Raw genomic sequence first — 15460 nt, 5'->3', positions numbered from 1 at the left:
CGTTAGTCGAGAGTTCGTATGGCCGCATACTCTTGCCAAACTTCGGCGGGAGTGTCAAGGTATCGGCAATATTCCGGCCGAATACACGTCTCAGCTTGTTACATCCGGCGCTAGGGGGTTTCGTGGCGGTTACGTCAACCTCACCGACGGCGGCGCGATCCGCGTTGCGCGTGCGCGGCCTGTCCGTCGAATTTCGGACCCGGCGGGGTCCGGTGCCCTCGGTCAGGGGCGTGGATCTCGACGTCGCGCGGGGCGAGCTCGTGGCGCTGCTCGGGGAGTCCGGATCGGGCAAGTCGGTGACCGTGCGCTCGATCATGGGTCTCGACGCGGACAACGCGCGGTCCAGCGCGGACGAGATGCGGCTGGGCGACACGGACCTGCTGGCGCTGAGCGACGACGAGCGCCGCCGGCTCCGCGGACACCGGATGAGCATGGTCTTCCAGGACGCGCTGTCGGCGCTGAACCCGGTGCTCTCGGTGGGCGACCAGATCGGTGACCTGATCCGCGCCCACACCGACACCTCACGGCGTGCCGCCCGCGCCCGCGCGGTCGAGCTGCTCGAGATGGTCGGCATCCCCGGGGCGTCCCGGCGGGTCGGGGACTACCCGCACCAGTTCTCCGGCGGGATGCGCCAGCGGATCCTCATCGGCATGGCGATCGCGCTCGAACCGGAGCTGCTCCTCGCCGACGAGCCGACCACCGCGCTCGACGTCACCGTGCAGGCGCAGATCCTCGAACTGCTCGACCGGCTGCGCCGCGAGCTGGACATGGCGGTCCTGCTCATCACGCACGACCTCGGGGTGGTCAGCGAGGTCGCCGACCGGGTCGCCGTCATGTACGCCGGGCGGATCGTCGAACGCGGCAGCGGCGACGACCTGCTCGCACGGCCCGCGCACCCCTACACCGAGGCGCTGCTGACGTCGGTGCCGCAGGCGGAGGGCCTCGGCCGGGACCTGGTGACCATCCCCGGCTCCCCGCCGAACCCGGAGCGGGTCCCGCCGGGCTGCGCCTTCCATCCCCGCTGCTCATGGGCGGTGGAGGACTGCCGGAAGACACGCCCGGCTCTCATCGAGATACGGCGCGGGCGGGACTCCGCCTGCCACCGCAGTCAGGAGGTCGTCGGTGCCGGCAACGAGTAGCCCCCACACGCCGCAGCCGGCCGGAACGGCGGCGCCCGGAGAGGTCGTGCTGGAGGCGCACGACCTGGTGAAGACCTTCACCACCGGGCGTGGCGGTCTGGGCCGCACCCGCGTGTCCAGCGTGGACGGGATCAGCCTGTCACTGCGGGCCGGCGAGTCGCTGGGGATCGTCGGAGAGTCCGGCTGCGGCAAGTCGACCCTCGCCCGGATGCTCGTCGGCCTGGAGGTGCCGGACTCGGGCTCGATCAGCTACCGCGGCCGCGACGTGACCGCCGCCCGCCGGGGTGACCGGAGGCTGCTGCGACGAGGCGTGCAGATGGTCTTCCAGGATCCCTACACCTCGTTGGATCCGCGGATGACCGTGCTGGAGATCGTCGGTGAACCGCTGGCCGCGTCCCGGACGGGCACGCGGGCCGCGCGGCGCGAGCGGGTCGCCGAGCTGCTCTCCCTGGTCGGCCTGGCGCCCGACCTGATGGAACGCTATCCGCACCAGTTCTCCGGCGGACAGCGGCAGCGGATCGGGATCGCCCGCGCACTGGCGCTGGAGCCGGAGGTGCTGGTGTGCGACGAACCGGTCTCCGCCCTCGACGTCTCGGTGCAGGCGCAGGTCGTCAACGTCCTTCGCGACCTGCAACGACGGCTCGGCGTGACGCTGCTGTTCATCGCGCACGACCTGTCGGTGGTCCGCCATGTGGCCGACCGCGTCGCGGTGATGTACCTCGGGCGGCTCGCCGAGATCGGGCCGACCGCCACCGTCTACGAGGCGCCCGCCCATCCGTACACCCAGGCGCTGCTGTCCGCCTCGCCGGTGGTGGACCGGGCGCGGCGCGGACGGATGGCGGCACGGATCGTGCTCGACGGCGATCCTCCGTCGCCGACCAGTCCCCCGGCCGGGTGCCGGTTCCACACCCGGTGCCGGATGGCCCGCGAGGACTGCCGGACCGACGTGCCGTCGCTGCGCCGGCCGTCCGAGGCGCAGGAGCGAGCGCGGCTGGCCGCCTGCCACCACGCCGAAGACGCCCTCACTCGCCTGGAGGACGTCTTCGGCCCGGCGTAGCGGGGCTCACCCGGTCGCGGCGGCCCCGGCGGCGGCGCCGGCGAGGTGACCGAGGCCGACGGCCGCGAGCAGGCCGCTGCCGGAGGAGTACCCGCGGCCCCCGGACCGCCCGCTGATCCCGGCGGCGACGCCGCCGACCGCGTACAGGCCGGGCACGACCGACCCGTCCTCCCGGGTGGGCCGGGCGTCGCCGTCGACGGCCAGGCCGCCCTGGGTGTGGAACAGGCCGGGCGTGCTGCGGCAGGCCACGTACGGCGAGGTCAGCGGCGCCATGCCGAAGGCGGACCGGCCGAACGCGTCGCGGCCGGCGGCCACGGAGCTCCGATAGTCATCCAGCGTGGAGCGGACGTTCCCGGCCGGAGCGCCGATCCACTCGGCGAGCGCGTCGGCGGTGGCGAACTCGCGGACGCCGCCGGCCTCGAGGAGGTCGCGGAACTCCTCCTCGTGTGCGGCCACGTAGTCGCGGATGCGGGTGTCGAAGACGACGTACGCCGGGGGCTCGGTGCCGCGCAGCACGGTCTCGGCGAAGCCGGAGTAGCCGAGGGTCTCATCGCCCAGCCGCCGTCCGTCGTGGTCGAGCATGACCCCGCCCATCTCCACCGTGGTCCAGGAGACGATGGACCCGTGCGGGTAGGCGACGGCGGCGTACCCCTGGTACGCGCCGAGGTTGCCGGTGCGGGCGCCCAGGGCGATCCCCCACTCGATCGCCTCGCCCGTGCTGCCGTGGCCGCCGAAGTACGTGGCCCCGGCGATGTCCGGCGCCCAGGCACGGACCAGCTCCGGGTTGGCCGCGTATCCGTTGGCCGCGAGGACGACCGCGTCGGCGCGCAGGTCGTAGGAGCCGATCCGGTCGCCGTCGACGCGCACGCCGCGTACGGCGCCGTCCTCGACGATCAGTGACGCGACGGGGTTGTTCAACACGATCTCGATGCCCGCGTCGCCGCAGGCCCGTACCAGGTCATCGACGAGGACCTGGCCCTTGCGCGCGGCCGGCGCGTGCAGCCGGGGCACGGAGTGCCCGACGTGCTTGTAGTCGGTGATCAGCAGGAGCTCGACGCCGTGCCGGTCCACGAGCCACTCCACCACGGGCGCCGACACCCGGGCCAGCAGGCGGGTCAGCTCCTCCGCCTCGTGGGGACCGCTCTGCCGCAGCAGGTCGTCGGCGAACCGGCCGGGGTCGTCGTCGATGCCCGCGTCCTTCTGCCAGCGGGTGCCCGCGCCGGGGATCGACCCCGTCGAGAGGCCGGTGTTGCCGCCGGGCCGGTCGAGCTTCTCCAGCACCGCCACGGACGCGCCGGCGTCGTGGGCCGCGAGCGCGGCGGCGAGTCCGCCGCCGCCGGCGCCCACCACGATGACGTCGACGTCGTTCATGTGCTCTCCACCCCGCGAACGGCCTCGACCACCTCGGCGACCGGGCGCACGTCGGCGTACTTCTGCGCCATGTCGAAGAGGTTCGCCTGGTGCACGGTGGGCGTACGGTCATAGACCGCCTCGGCCGGGACGGTCACCCGGAAGTTGTACGCGAACGCGTCCACGACCGTGGAGCGCACGCAACCGCTGGTGGTGCAGCCCGTCACGACGAGGCTGTCCACGCCGAGATCGACGAGGTAGCTGACGAGCGGGGTCGCGAAGAACGCGCTCGGGTGCCGCTTGGGCAGCAGGATGTCGCCGTCGCGCGGTGCGACCTCCTCCACGAACCGGTAGCCCTGCGGCGGAATGCCCATGATCGCCGGGACCTTCGCGCCGAGGCGGCCGGCGTCGTAGGACTCCTTCGGCGCGACGTGCGGGTAGATCACCGGCAACTCGCGCTCGCGGAAGACGCCGAGCAGCTCACCGATGCGCCCCACCGCGTCCCAGCCCACATCGCCGCAGCTCGTCGGGTAGTCCGCGAGAGAGTCAAAGAACGGCTTCGGCGTGTCGCCGACCGTGCGGTACTGCACGTCGATGATCAGCAGCGCCGGGCGCTTGCCCGTCCCGACGGGCTTGCCGAAGCCCGCGGCGGCGTAGCGTCGCTCGTCGTCATCGGTGATCACGTCGGCCCACGGCCGGTACGGCTCACCAATGAGCCCTCCTTCGTCGGGGGAGTGACCAGGCGCACTGTGCTCGTCGATTCGCTCGCTCCGCTCGCTCATCGGGAGACCCCCTGGGCGGCCAGAGCGGCGGCGCCGCTGTTCGGGCGGGAGACGTACGCGCCGGCGGCCTCACCGAGCGCGCCGTCGCGGACGGCGAACCGGCCGCGTACGAGCGTGTGCTCGACCGAGCAGCCGACCTCGAGCCCCTCCCAGACGGAGTACCGCGCGGCGCTGTGCTGGTCCTCGGCGCGTACGGTGAAGCCCTCCTCCAGGTTCAGCACGACCAGGTCCGCGTCCGCGCCGACGGCGATGACGCCCTTGCGGGGGTACATGCCGAACAGCTGGGCGGGCCGGGTCGAGGTCGCCTCGACGATCCGCTCCAGCGGCAGGCCGCGCCGCTGGTGCCCCTCACCGACCATGGACGGGAACAGCGTGCCGGTTCCGGGGAACCCCGCCGACGCCGACCAGATGTCCTTGTCCTTCGCGGAGAAGTGGCGCGGCACGTGGTCGGAGCCGATGACGTCGACGCGGCCGTCGGCCACCGCCGCCCACAGCGCCTCCCGGTCGCCGGCGGTGCGCAGCGGCGGGTTGACCTTCGCCCGCGAGCCCATCGAGGAGGTCTCGTCGAGGGTGAGGTAGTGCGGGCAGGTCTCGACGAACAGGTTCGGGTAGTGCGCGCGCTGCCGGGTGATCGCGTCCAGCGCGGCGGCGCAGGTCGTGTGCACGGCGTACACGGACGCTCCGAGCACGCTGGCGAGGTACGCGACCCGTTGCAGCGCCTCGGCCTCCACGAAGTCGGGTCGGGTCCTGTTCCAGGCGTCCAGCCCGGCGTCGGCGGGCTTGTCCATGCTCTCCCGCAGCTTCCAGACCAGCTCGATGTTCTCCGCGTGCGGGTCGGCCATCGCGCCGTTCTCCGCCACCGCCTTCAGCAGGTCGTACAGGAAGCCGTCGTCGTTGCCCGGCAGCCCGAGATAGGCGCCCTCGTTCCCGCGGAAGTTCATGAAGAACTTGAAGCTGGAGACGCCGAACTCCTCGACGTAGCGCGGGATCGCGGCCACCTGCTCCTGGGAGACCAGGCAGAAGTGGAAGCCGAAGTCGGTGTACGCGTCGGCCGCCATGACGTCGTGCGCCGCGGTGAAGCTCTCCTCGTACGGCTTCGGGCTCATCAGGTAGGCGAGCATCGTGGTGACACCGCCCGCGACCGCCGAGGCGGTCTCCGGGGCCACGTCGTCGGCGGTCTTCGGCACGGTGATGTCCTGGCCGAGGTGGACGTGCGCGTCGATCGCGCCGGGCACCACGACCCGCCCGGTCACGTCCAGCACCTCACGCGCCGGCGCGGGGTCGGCGCGCTCGACCAGGGCGGCGACGCGTCCGTCGCGCACGCACACGTCCACGGCCGTGCGTCCCAGACCGGGCAGTACGACGTCACCACCGGTCAGCCGGAGGTCGTATTCCGTCATGTTCGCTCCTCTCATCTTCTCGGCGCTCAGCCGGCGTACCGCTCGTTCATCGCGTCGAATTCGTCCTTGCGGACCAGGCTCTGCCGCTCCTCCCAGCTCGCGATGCGGTCGCCGAGGGCGAGACTGTCGCCCTTCGCGCGCAGGTCGGTGAGCGCGGACCGCATGCCCTTGATCGCGGCGCGCATCGCCGTGTTGGCGTAGAGCACCACCGCGAAGCCGTACGCGGCCAGCTCGTCCAGGGGGGTGATGGGCGTGAGCGCGCCCTCGACCATGTTGGCGACGTGCGCGCCGGGCACCCGCCCGGGAATCTCCCGCAGCTCCTCCCGCGACCGCGGCGCCTCGACGAACGCGACGTCGGCGCCCGCGTCGAGGTAGCGGGCGGCGCGGTCGCACGCCTCGTCCATCCCGGACACCGCGCGGGCGTCGGTGCGCGCGATGATCAGCAGATCGTCGTCCTGCCGCGCGTCGGTGGCGGCATGGATCTTGCCGACCATCTCCCCCGCGTCGATCACGGCCTTGCCGGTGAAGTGCCCGCAGCGCTTGGGCGCCACCTGGTCCTCGAGCTGGACCGCGTTCGCGCCGGAACGTTCCAGGGAGCGGATCGTGCGCCGCACGTTGATCGCGTTGCCGAAGCCGGTGTCGGCGTCGACGACCAGGGGAAGCTCGACCGCGTCGCGTACGGCGGCGACGTGGTCGGCCAGCTCCGGGAGCGACAGCAGCCCGACGTCCGGCGCGCCGAGGTAGGTGTTCGTGATGCCCGCGCCGGAGAGATACACGGCCTCGAAGCCGGTCTCCTCCAGGATCCGCGCGGTCAGCGCGTTCGGCGCGCCCGGCAGCAGCAGGGGCCGTCCGGGCTCGATCCGGGCGCGGAGCCGGGCGTTGAGATTGTCGCTCACCGGGAACCTTTCCGTGGTCGTGTGAATGGGGGGCGCGCCGCCGTCAGGTGTCGCCGGGCGACGCGTCGAAGATGCGCAGCGCGTTCTCCAGCGACCGGTACAGGTGCGCGCGCATGAGGTTCGCCGCGGCCTCACCGTCGCCGGCGGCCACGTGGTCGACGACGGCACGGTGCTCGTCGTACGCGTGACGCGCGCGGCGCGGCTGCTGTCCGGAGCGTGACCGGGCGAGGTGGATCTGCTGGTGCACCTCCACCGTGGCGGACAGCAGGATCTGGTTGCCGGTCAGCGCCACGATCCGCCGGTGGAAGTCGAGCTCCTCGGGATAGGGGCGCTCGTCGTCGGCGGCGAGCATGTCGCCCGTCTCGTCGAGCAGGCCGCCGACGTCCGCCACGTCGTCGGCGGTCATCCGTTCCGCCGCGAGGCGTACGGCGTGCGTCTCCAGGGCGATGCGCAGTTCGTACAGGTCGCGCAGCTCGTCCGCGTCGAACGTGCGCACGTACGCTCCGCGGTGGCTGACGATGCGCAGCAGCCCCTCGCTGGCCAGGCGCTGGATGGCCTCGCGCAGCGGCCCGCGGCTGATCTCCAGGGCGCGGGCCAGCTCCACCTCGTTCAGCCGCTGGCCGGGCTTGAGCCGGCCGGACAGCACCATGTCCCGGAGCACCTCGACGCTGCGTCCGCTGAAGGTCTGCGCCCGCCGCTCCAGCGGGCCCGGGAGGTGACTGCTCGACATTTCGGTCCTCAATCGTCGGTTGGTGTCGTCAGGACGTCCGCAGGGACGTACCGGCGGATTCTCGCAAGCTGAAGGTCGTCGCGAGGGTGATGAGCGCGGTACCGGCGAGGAACCAGGCCGGGCACAGCGGATCGCCGGTCTTGTTGATCAGCCACGTGCAGATGTACGGCGCCGTGCCGCCCACGGCCATGCTGGCGAGGTTGAAGCCCAGCGCGATGCCGCTGTAGCGGACCCGCGCGGGCAGCATCTCGGCGAACGTGGAGAAGGCCACGGCCATCAGCGCCGACTCGGGGATGCCGAGCACGATCTGGGCCAGCACGGCCGGCGCGGTGCCGTGCGCGTCCATCGCCATGAACCCGGGGAAGACCAGCACGAGGGTCGCGATGGAGGCGCCGAAGAAGATCGGCTTGCGGCCCACCCGGTCCGACAGCGCACCGAACACCGGCATCAGCACGCACGACACGGCCAGCGTCGCGATCGTCGACCAGAACGCGGTCAGCGCCGAGAAGCCGCCGGTCTTCTGCAGATGCGTCGCGGCGTACACGTACACGACGTAGTAGGCGGCGAACAGCAGCACCGAGAGGCCGAAGGTGCGCGCCAGCGCGGCGCGGTTGTTCGCGAAGAGCTGGACGACCGGGGCCTTGGCGACCTCACCCCGCTCGGCCAGGTCGAGGAACTGCGGCGAGTCCTCCAGCCGGGCGCGGATCCACAGGCCGACCAGGCCGAGCGGCAGGCCGATCAGGAACGGGATTCGCCAGCCCCACGCCTTCATCGTCTCGTCGCCCAGCACCGTGGTGAACAGGGTGACCACGGCCGAGGCCAGCAGCGCGCCGGTCAGCGCGCCGAGCTGTGTCGTGCTGCAGAGCAGGCCGCGCCGGTGCGGGGGCGAGCACTCCGCGACGTACGAGGCCGCGCCGCCGATCTCGCCGCCGCTGGCCACACCCTGGACGCATCGCCCGAGGACCAGCAGCACCGCCGCGAACGCGCCGACGGCGGCGTAGCTCGGCAGGACCCCGATCGCGAACGTGGCCAGCGCCATGGCGATGACGGTCGCCGCGAGGGTCTTCTTCCGGCCGATCCGGTCGCCGATGTGACCGAAGATGAGCCCGCCCAGCGGGCGCAGCACGAACGCCGCCGCGAACGTCGCGAACGTGGCGAGCAGCGCCGCGGCCGGATCTCCGTGCACGAAGAAGACCGAGGCCAGCGACGCGGACAGGTAACCGTAGATGCCGAAGTCGTAGTACTCGATGATCGAGCCGACGGCCCCGGCGAGGATGACCCTCCGGTCGATCGCGGGCGCCGTTCCGGCGGGGACGGGGGCGGGGTTGGGACGGTAGGGGGACGGGTCGACCTGCATGGTCACTCCTGGGGGGCGGGAGCGCACGGGCGTTCGCATCCGATCCGGCCGCCGCGGGCGGCGCGGGCCGATGCGGAGAGGGGGACGAGGCAGGCCGCACGAGATCGTCGACATCGCGGAGAACCCGGACCCCAATACGTCCGGATTAGGACGTGCGACCATCGAAGCTGCTCAGAGGCTATCTGTCAACAGTTAGCAGTCGACAGGCGTCCGTGACCTGAGGTTCGGTCCCCTCGGGCCGTCGTCGTTCCGTGAAGGACCGTGGCGCGGTTCGGCATTACCCCGTGGGCTCTCGGGGTAGTCGATGCGACATGACGCGCTGTTCGACCGTGCCCCGCAGAACCGACCACGTGGTCGTGGTCGGTGCGGGGCTGTCCGGGCTGGCCGCCGCGTCGCACCTGTGCGGGCGCGGCCGTGCCGTGACGGTGCTCGAACGCGACGGGGTGCCGGGCGGCCGGGCGGGCCGCCTCGACGTCGGCGGCTACCGGCTCGACACCGGGCCGACCGTGCTCACGATGCCGGACATCGTGCGCGACACGCTGGCGGCCACCGGCGCCTCGATGGACGAGCGGCTGCCGCTCATCCGGCTGGACCCGGCGTACCGGACGTTCTTCGCCGACGGCACATCGCTCGACGTGCGCACCGACGCCGAGGCGATGACCGAGGCGGTCCGGGCGTTCGCCGGTCCCCGTGAGGCGGCGGGGTACGCGCGGCTGCGCGCCTGGCTGACCCGGCTGTACGAGGTCGAGTACGCCGGTTTCATCGCGGCGAACGTCGACTCGCCGCTCGGCCTGCTCACCCCGCGACTGGCCCGGCTGGCGGCGCTCGGCGGCTTCGGGCGCTGGGAGAACGCCGTCGGCCGGTTCCTGCGCGACGAACGGCTGCGGCGCGTGTTCACCTTCCAGGCGCTGTACGCCGGGCTGTCCCCCCGCCGGGCGCTCGCCCTGTACGCGGTCATCGCCTACATGGACACCGTCGGCGGCGTGTTCTTTCCCCGTGGCGGCATGCGGGCGCTCCCCGATGCCCTCGCCGGCGCCGCCGCCGACGCGGGGGTGGAGTTCCGCTACGACACCCGCGTCACCGCGCTCGAACGCCGCGGGCGCCGCGTGACCGCCGCGCTCACCGCCGACGGCGACCGGATCCCGTGCGACGCCATCGTCCTCACCTGCGACCTGCCGGCCGCCTACCGGCTGCTCGGCCGCGTCCCGCGCCGGCCGGTCCGCCTCGTCGCCGCGCCGTCGGCCGTCGTCGTGCACCTCGGCGTGTCCGGTGACGGGCGGTGCGGCGCGGACGGCACCGCCCACCACAACCTGCTGTTCGGCCGGGCCTGGCACACGACCTTCGACGACCTGACTCGCGACGGCCGGCCGATGCGCGACCCGTCGCTGCTGCTGACCCGCCCGACGGTCACCGACACCGCGCTCGCCCCCGGCGGACGCCAACTCGTGTCCGTGCTCGCCCCGGCGCCCAACCTCGCCCGCGCCCGGCTCGACTGGGACCGGATCGGCCCGGCGTACGCGGAAGAGCTCATCGAGGCCACGGCCGCCCGGTCCGGCCTGAAAATGCGCATGGAGGACGTTCTGCACGTCATCACCCCCGCCGACTGGCGCCGCCAGGGGCTCCTCGCCGGCACGCCCTTCAGCCTGGCGCACACGTTCGGCCAGACCGGCCCGTTCCGGCCCGCCAACCTCCCCCGGACGACCGACAACGCGGTACTGGCCGGCTGCGGCACCGTACCCGGCGTCGGCGTCCCGACCGCACTGGTGTCCGGACGGCTGGCCGCCGACCGGATCACCGGCGCCGTGCCGTCATGACCGAGCGAAGCGAGGGAATCGAAGACACGCGCCCGTCACCCTCCCCGACGAAGGAAGGCTCATGACCGGCCGGGAGCTCGACGCGGCCGGGATCACCGAGCCGTCCCTGCGGGAGGCCTACCTCCGGTGCCGGGCGCTCAACGCCCGGCACGGCCGGACCTTCTTCCTCGCGACCCGGTTACTGCCGCCGTCGCGACGGCCGGCGGTCCACGCCCTGTACGGCTTCGCCCGCCACGCGGACGACATCGTCGACGAACCCGCGCCGGGCACCCCGCTCACGCGGATCGCCGCCGCGCTGGACCGGCTCGCCGCCAAGCTGGCCGGCGGTCTGCGCGCCGGGCGCAGCGACGACCCGGTGCTCGCCGCGGTCGTGGACACGGCGCGCCGGCACGGCATCGACGTCGGCCTGTTCGACGCCTTCCTGCACTCGATGCGGATGGACCTGACCGTGACCGGATACGCCACGCGGGCGGCGCTGCGGGAGTACGTGTACGGGTCGGCCGAGGTGATCGGGCTGCAGATGCTGCCCGTGCTGGGCACGGTCGGCGACCCCGCCGAGGCCGCCGGCGCCGCCGCGGCGCTCGGCCAGGCGTTCCAGCTGACCAACTTCCTGCGCGACATCGCCGAGGACCTGGACCGTGGCCGCGTCTACCTGCCCGCCGACGAGCTCGCGGCGTTCGGCGTCGACCGCGAGGTGCTCGCCGAATGCCGGCGGACCGGCCGGGCCGACCCGCGCGTACGGCGCGCGCTCGCCGACCAGATCGCGCGCACGCGCGAGGTGTACGGCCGCGCCCGGCCCGGGATCGAGCTGCTGCACCCCGTCTCCCGGCCCTGCATCGCGACGGCCTGCACGCTCTACTCCCACATCCTCGACCGCATCGAGGCCCGCGACTACAACGTCTTCGACGGGCGCGTCTCCGTGGGCGTCGGCCGCCGGGTGGTGCTCGCCGGCGGTGCCGTCGCCCGCTCCCTGTGGGCGCGCACCCGGACGGACGCGGTGACGGCGGGCCGGGCACGGTGAAAGCGGCGGAAAGGATCGACATGGACCATCTGCAGTACCTGGCACTGCTCGCGGGGTGTGTGGCGGTCACCCTGCCGCTGGAGCTGTCGGGCAGCCGGGTCTACCGGCGACCCCGGCGGCTCGCCCGCGCCGTGCTCCCCGTCGCCGCGGTCTTCGTCGTGTGGGACGTGATCGCGATCGCGGCCGGCGTCTGGTGGTACAACCCGCGGTACGTCACCGGCATCACCCTGCCGCTGTCGCTGCCGCTGGAGGAGGTGCTGTTCTTCCTCGTCATCCCGGTCTGCGGGGTGCTGACGCTGGAGACCGTCCGCCGCCTCGCCCCCCGGCGGCGCAGCCCGGCACGTGAGAAGGAGGACGTCAGGTGAGCGGACTCGGGTACACCGTCCCGGCCGTCGTCTCGGTCGTGGCCGTCGTCGCGCTGGAGCTCGGGCGGCTGCGCACCGGGCTGTTCCGCAGCGGCGCGTACTGGATCACGATGGTGATCGTGTTCGCGTTCCAGACGGTGGTCGACGGCCGGCTGACCAAGCTGTCCGCGCCGGTCGTCAGCTACGACCCCCACCAGCTCTCCGGGCTGCGGATCCCGTTCGACATCCCGGTGGAGGACTTCCTCTTCGGCTTCTCCCTCATCACCGCCACCCTGCTCCTGTGGGAACACGCCCGGAGCCCCCGATGACCCCCCTCGTACGGCGGCGGGTGCCCGAGGCGTTCGACCGCGGCGCGGCGGCGTACGACCGGCTCGTCGGCGCCAACCCCGGCTACCACGCGCACCTGCGGCGGTCCGCCCGCGCGTTCGGTTTCGGCGACCGTCCGGTCCGCCTGCTGGACGTGGGATGCGGCACCGGCGCCTCCACCGCGGCGCTTCTGGCCGCCGCCCCGAACGCCCGCGTCGTCGGCGTCGACGCCTCGGCCGGCATGCTCGCCCGTGCGCGCGCCAAGCCGTGGCCGGACGGCGTGGAGTTCGTGCACGCCCGCGCCGAGGAGCTCGCCGGCGCCGGGATCAGCGGGCCGTTCGACGGCGTCTTCGCCGCCTACCTCATCCGGAACCTGCCCGACCCGGACGCCGTGCTCGCCTCGCTGTGGTCCCTGCTGCGCCCCGGCGGCCGCCTCATCGTGCACGACTACTCCGTACGCGACCATCCGCTCACCCGGCTGGTCTGGCACGCCGTGTGCTGGGGCGTGATCATCCCGGCGGGCCGGCTGACCACCGGCGACGCGGGCCTGTACCGCTACCTGTGGCGGAGCGCGCTGGAGTTCGACCGGCCACCGGAGTTCGCCGGGCGCCTGCGCCGCGCCGGCTTCACCGACGTGCGCGTCGCCACCATGACCGGCTGGCAGCGCGGCATCGTGCACGCGTTCGGCGGCCGGCGACCGGACGGGGCGTCATGACGGCCGGGCGCGCGCCGGGCGCCGACCGCCGCCGGGTGCACCATCCGCCGCCGCCCGGGGCGCCGAGCGCCGACCGGCTGTCCCGGCGTCCGCGGGCCGTGGTCGTCGGCGGGGGCATCGCCGGGCTCACGGCCGGCGTCGCCCTGGCCGAACGCGGCGTCGCCGTCGACCTGTACGAGCGGGAGGGCCATCTCGGGGGCCGCGCGGGCGGCTGGGACGCCGCGCTGCCGGACGGCACGCGCGTCGGCATGGGCCGCGGTTTCCACGCCTACTTCCGGCAGTACTACAACCTGCGCACGCTGCTGCGCCGCACCGACCCGGACCTCAAGCGGCTCACCGCCGTGCCGGACTACCCGCTCGTCGACGAGGAGGGCCGCACCGACACCTTCCGCGGCCTGCCCCGCACCCCGCCGTGGAACGCCCTGTTCTTCGCGCTCCGCAGCCCGACCTTCCGGCCGCGCGACCTGCTGCGCCTGAACGCCCGCGCCGCGCTGCCGCTGATCGGCGTCAGCGTTCCCGGCACGTACCAACGGCTGGACCACCTGGACGCCGAGACCTTCCTCGCCCGGCTGCGCTTCCCGCCGGCAGCGCGTCACCTGGCCTTCGAGGTGTTCTCCCGCAGCTTCTTCGCTCCGCCCGGCCGGCTGTCCGCGGCCGAGCTCGCGGTCATGTTCCACCTGTACTTCCTCGGCTCGGCCGAGGGCCTGCTGTTCGACGTGCCCGGCGTGCCGCCGCCCCGGCTCTGGGCGCCGCTCGGCGACCACCTCGCCTCGCTCGGCGGGCGCGTGCACACGGGCACGCCCGTCAGCGCCGTACGGCCCGGCGGGTCCGGGTTCGCGGTGGACGTCGCGGACGGCACCGTGGACGCCGACGCCGTGGTCCTCGCCCTCGACGTCCCGGGGCTGCGCGACCTCGTCGCCGCCTCACCCGGACTCGGCACCCCGGCCTGGCGGCGGCGGATCGCCGCCCAGCGGACGGCGCCGCCGTTCCTCGTCCGCCGCCTCTGGCTGGACCGGCCCGTCGCCGCCGACCGCCCCGCGTTCCTGGCGACCGGCGGGCTGCCGCCGCTCGACAACGTCAGCGTGCTCGAACGCTATGACCGCGAGGCCGCGACGTGGGCCGCCACCGCTGGCGGGTCCGTGGTCGAACTCCACGCGTACGCGGTCACGGGCTCGCGTGAGGAGGCCGCGGCGGGGCTGCTCGACCGTCTGCACGCGGTCTATCCGGAGACGGCGGCCGCCCGGATCCTCGGCGAGTTCAGCGAATGGCGTGCCGACTGCCCGCTGTTCGCGCCCGGCACCTTCGCGGACCGGCCCACGGTGGCCGGACCGGTCCCCGGCCTCGTGCTGGCCGGCGACGGCATCCGCGTCGACCTGCCCGTGGCCCTGATGGAGCGCGCCGCCACGACCGGCTGGCAGGCCGCCAACCTGCTGCTGTCCGGCTGGGGTGTGGCCGGTCATCCGTTGACGACCGTGCCGCTGCGCGGACGGCTGCCCACGCTGGGCTCACAGCGTTCGTGAGCGCAGGGCGTAGCGGCGTTCGGCGTAGGCCAGGTCGTCGCGCCAGAGGCGGGCGGCGGCCCGGCGCATGGCCGGGCGGATCAGCGGGGCCAGGGCACGGGCGGCGGCGAAGCCCGGACGGCCGGACGTGGCGACCACCGCCTCGACCACCGCCGTACGCGGACGGCCGTCGCGGCCCGGCCCCAGCGGCGTCGCGTGGGTCTCGACCACGCTGCCCTCACCCTCGCCCTCGACGATGCGCATCAGCACCGTACGGGGGTCCGGGCAGCCGAACTCCGCGAGCACCGGCACTCCCAGCCACGGCCCGACCCGGAACGTCACCCGCACCAGGAAGCGGTCGTCCGCCTCGTCCGGCGTGGACTCGACCCGCAGCCGGGTGAAGGAGTACGGGTGGAACCACGCGCCGTGCCAGGGGTCGAGCCGGTTCGCGACCACGTCGCCCGGTTCACAGACGCCGACCATGCGGGCGACCGCGCCCACGCCGCCGTCCGGACGCGGCCGGGCGGCGGGCACCGGCGCGTCGAGCGGAGCCTCGCCACCGGCCCGGTCGTGGCGCACCCACACGAGCACCCCGTCGTCGTACGCGGGCAGGGTGCGCCACTCGTCGGTGCCCTCGGCGGGAAGGCGCAGGCCGTGCCACCGGCACGTCAGACAGCCGTCGATGACGCGCCCGTCGGCGAGCGGCGCGCCGAGATGCGGACACGCGCCCGGACCGGCCACCGGCCGTCCCGTACGGTCACGCCACAGGACGACCTCCCGGCCGGCGACCTTCGTGCCGAGCGGACGGTCGGCACGTACGACACGACTCGACGCCACCACGAACCAGTTGCCCGACGGTCGCGCCTGGGCGCGCTTCAGCGCCGCCGCGATGAGCGCCGGGTCGGCGTCATCGGCGGTCGGGGTCTGCGCCGACCACCGCCCTCGGGGCACGGTACGCAGCGGCCACCGCCCGGGACGCAGGGGCTGGTCGTCGGCCATCTCTCCACGCTCCCTCTCGCCGGAGAACCC

General features: G+C 73.7%; 15 protein-coding genes. 8 read left to right on the top strand and 7 right to left on the bottom strand.

All coding sequences use genetic code 11. The features are described 5' to 3' along the window. Window positions 1–230 precede the first annotated feature (230 nt). Together ABEA10_RS33125 and ABEA10_RS33120 are read left to right on the top strand one after the other, a co-directional pair. Window positions 231–1139: an ABC transporter ATP-binding protein gene (locus tag ABEA10_RS33125; protein WP_345470680.1), complete on the top strand. Its 909-nt coding sequence runs from the start codon at window positions 231–233 to the stop codon at window positions 1137–1139. After that, window positions 1123–2196, top strand: coding sequence for an ABC transporter ATP-binding protein (locus tag ABEA10_RS33120; protein ID WP_345470678.1), 1074 nt, complete (start codon window positions 1123–1125; stop codon window positions 2194–2196). Before ABEA10_RS33125 ends, ABEA10_RS33120 begins: the two co-directional genes overlap by 17 nt. A 6-nt stretch (window positions 2197–2202) precedes the next feature. Here ABEA10_RS33120 and ABEA10_RS33115 read toward each other — a convergent pair whose 3' ends face one another. The 6 genes from ABEA10_RS33115 to ABEA10_RS33090 are packed head-to-tail and all read right to left on the bottom strand — an operon-like array spanning window position 2203 to window position 8711. Next, complete coding sequence (locus ABEA10_RS33115) at window positions 2203–3567, bottom strand: FAD-dependent oxidoreductase (protein ID WP_345470676.1); 1365 nt, start codon at window positions 3565–3567, stop codon at window positions 2203–2205. Beyond that, entirely contained in the window at window positions 3564–4328 is a 765-nt protein-coding gene (locus tag ABEA10_RS33110) for an isochorismatase family protein (protein WP_345470674.1), read from the bottom strand. Before ABEA10_RS33110 ends, ABEA10_RS33115 begins: the two co-directional genes overlap by 4 nt. Further along, entirely contained in the window at window positions 4325–5728 is a 1404-nt protein-coding gene (locus ABEA10_RS33105) for a dihydroorotase (protein ID WP_345470672.1), read from the bottom strand. Before ABEA10_RS33105 ends, ABEA10_RS33110 begins: the two co-directional genes overlap by 4 nt. Before the next feature lie 26 nt (window positions 5729–5754). Then, entirely contained in the window at window positions 5755–6624 is an 870-nt protein-coding gene (locus ABEA10_RS33100; RefSeq protein WP_345470670.1) for an isocitrate lyase/PEP mutase family protein, read from the bottom strand. A gap of 43 nt (window positions 6625–6667) precedes the next feature. Beyond that, window positions 6668–7354, bottom strand: coding sequence for a GntR family transcriptional regulator (locus ABEA10_RS33095; RefSeq protein ID WP_329254462.1), 687 nt, complete (start codon window positions 7352–7354; stop codon window positions 6668–6670). Window positions 7355–7382: 28 nt separating this feature from the next. Continuing rightward, the gene (locus ABEA10_RS33090) at window positions 7383–8711 is read right to left on the bottom strand and encodes an MFS transporter (protein WP_345470669.1); all 1329 of its coding nucleotides are present in this window, start codon (window positions 8709–8711) and stop codon (window positions 7383–7385) included. 311 nt (window positions 8712–9022) lie between these two features. On the opposite strand from ABEA10_RS33090, the gene crtI reads away from it, so the two are divergent. From crtI to ABEA10_RS33060, 6 genes are all read left to right on the top strand, one after another. Then, window positions 9023–10525 carry a phytoene desaturase family protein gene (gene crtI, locus ABEA10_RS33085; protein WP_425550990.1) on the top strand — a complete coding sequence of 501 codons (1503 nt, stop codon included), beginning with the start codon at window positions 9023–9025 and terminating at the stop codon, window positions 10523–10525. Window positions 10526–10586: 61 nt separating this feature from the next. Beyond that, window positions 10587–11546: a phytoene/squalene synthase family protein gene (locus ABEA10_RS33080; protein WP_345470666.1), complete on the top strand. Its 960-nt coding sequence runs from the start codon at window positions 10587–10589 to the stop codon at window positions 11544–11546. A gap of 20 nt (window positions 11547–11566) precedes the next feature. Next, the gene (locus ABEA10_RS33075; RefSeq protein ID WP_329254450.1) at window positions 11567–11911 is read left to right on the top strand and encodes a lycopene cyclase domain-containing protein; all 345 of its coding nucleotides are present in this window, start codon (window positions 11567–11569) and stop codon (window positions 11909–11911) included. Then, the gene (locus ABEA10_RS33070) at window positions 11908–12219 is read left to right on the top strand and encodes a lycopene cyclase domain-containing protein (protein ID WP_329254448.1); all 312 of its coding nucleotides are present in this window, start codon (window positions 11908–11910) and stop codon (window positions 12217–12219) included. The genes ABEA10_RS33075 and ABEA10_RS33070 overlap by 4 nt, the downstream gene beginning before the upstream one ends. Further along, complete coding sequence (locus tag ABEA10_RS33065; RefSeq protein WP_345470660.1) at window positions 12216–12932, top strand: class I SAM-dependent methyltransferase; 717 nt, start codon at window positions 12216–12218, stop codon at window positions 12930–12932. The genes ABEA10_RS33070 and ABEA10_RS33065 overlap by 4 nt, the downstream gene beginning before the upstream one ends. Next, window positions 12929–14452, top strand: coding sequence for a hydroxysqualene dehydroxylase (locus ABEA10_RS33060; protein WP_345470658.1), 1524 nt, complete (start codon window positions 12929–12931; stop codon window positions 14450–14452). Before ABEA10_RS33065 ends, ABEA10_RS33060 begins: the two co-directional genes overlap by 4 nt. Here ABEA10_RS33060 and ABEA10_RS33055 read toward each other — a convergent pair. Next, the gene (locus ABEA10_RS33055) at window positions 14438–15430 is read right to left on the bottom strand and encodes a Rieske (2Fe-2S) protein (protein WP_345470656.1); all 993 of its coding nucleotides are present in this window, start codon (window positions 15428–15430) and stop codon (window positions 14438–14440) included. The two genes, ABEA10_RS33060 and ABEA10_RS33055, sit on opposite strands and share 15 nt — an antisense overlap. Window positions 15431–15460 lie beyond the last annotated feature (30 nt).

Source organism: Actinoallomurus oryzae (genome assembly GCF_039541955.1).
GTDB lineage: Bacteria > Actinomycetota > Actinomycetes > Streptosporangiales > Streptosporangiaceae > Actinoallomurus > Actinoallomurus oryzae.
Note: the sequence above shows the minus strand (reverse complement) of the source record. Positions and strands in the feature narration are given on the sequence as shown.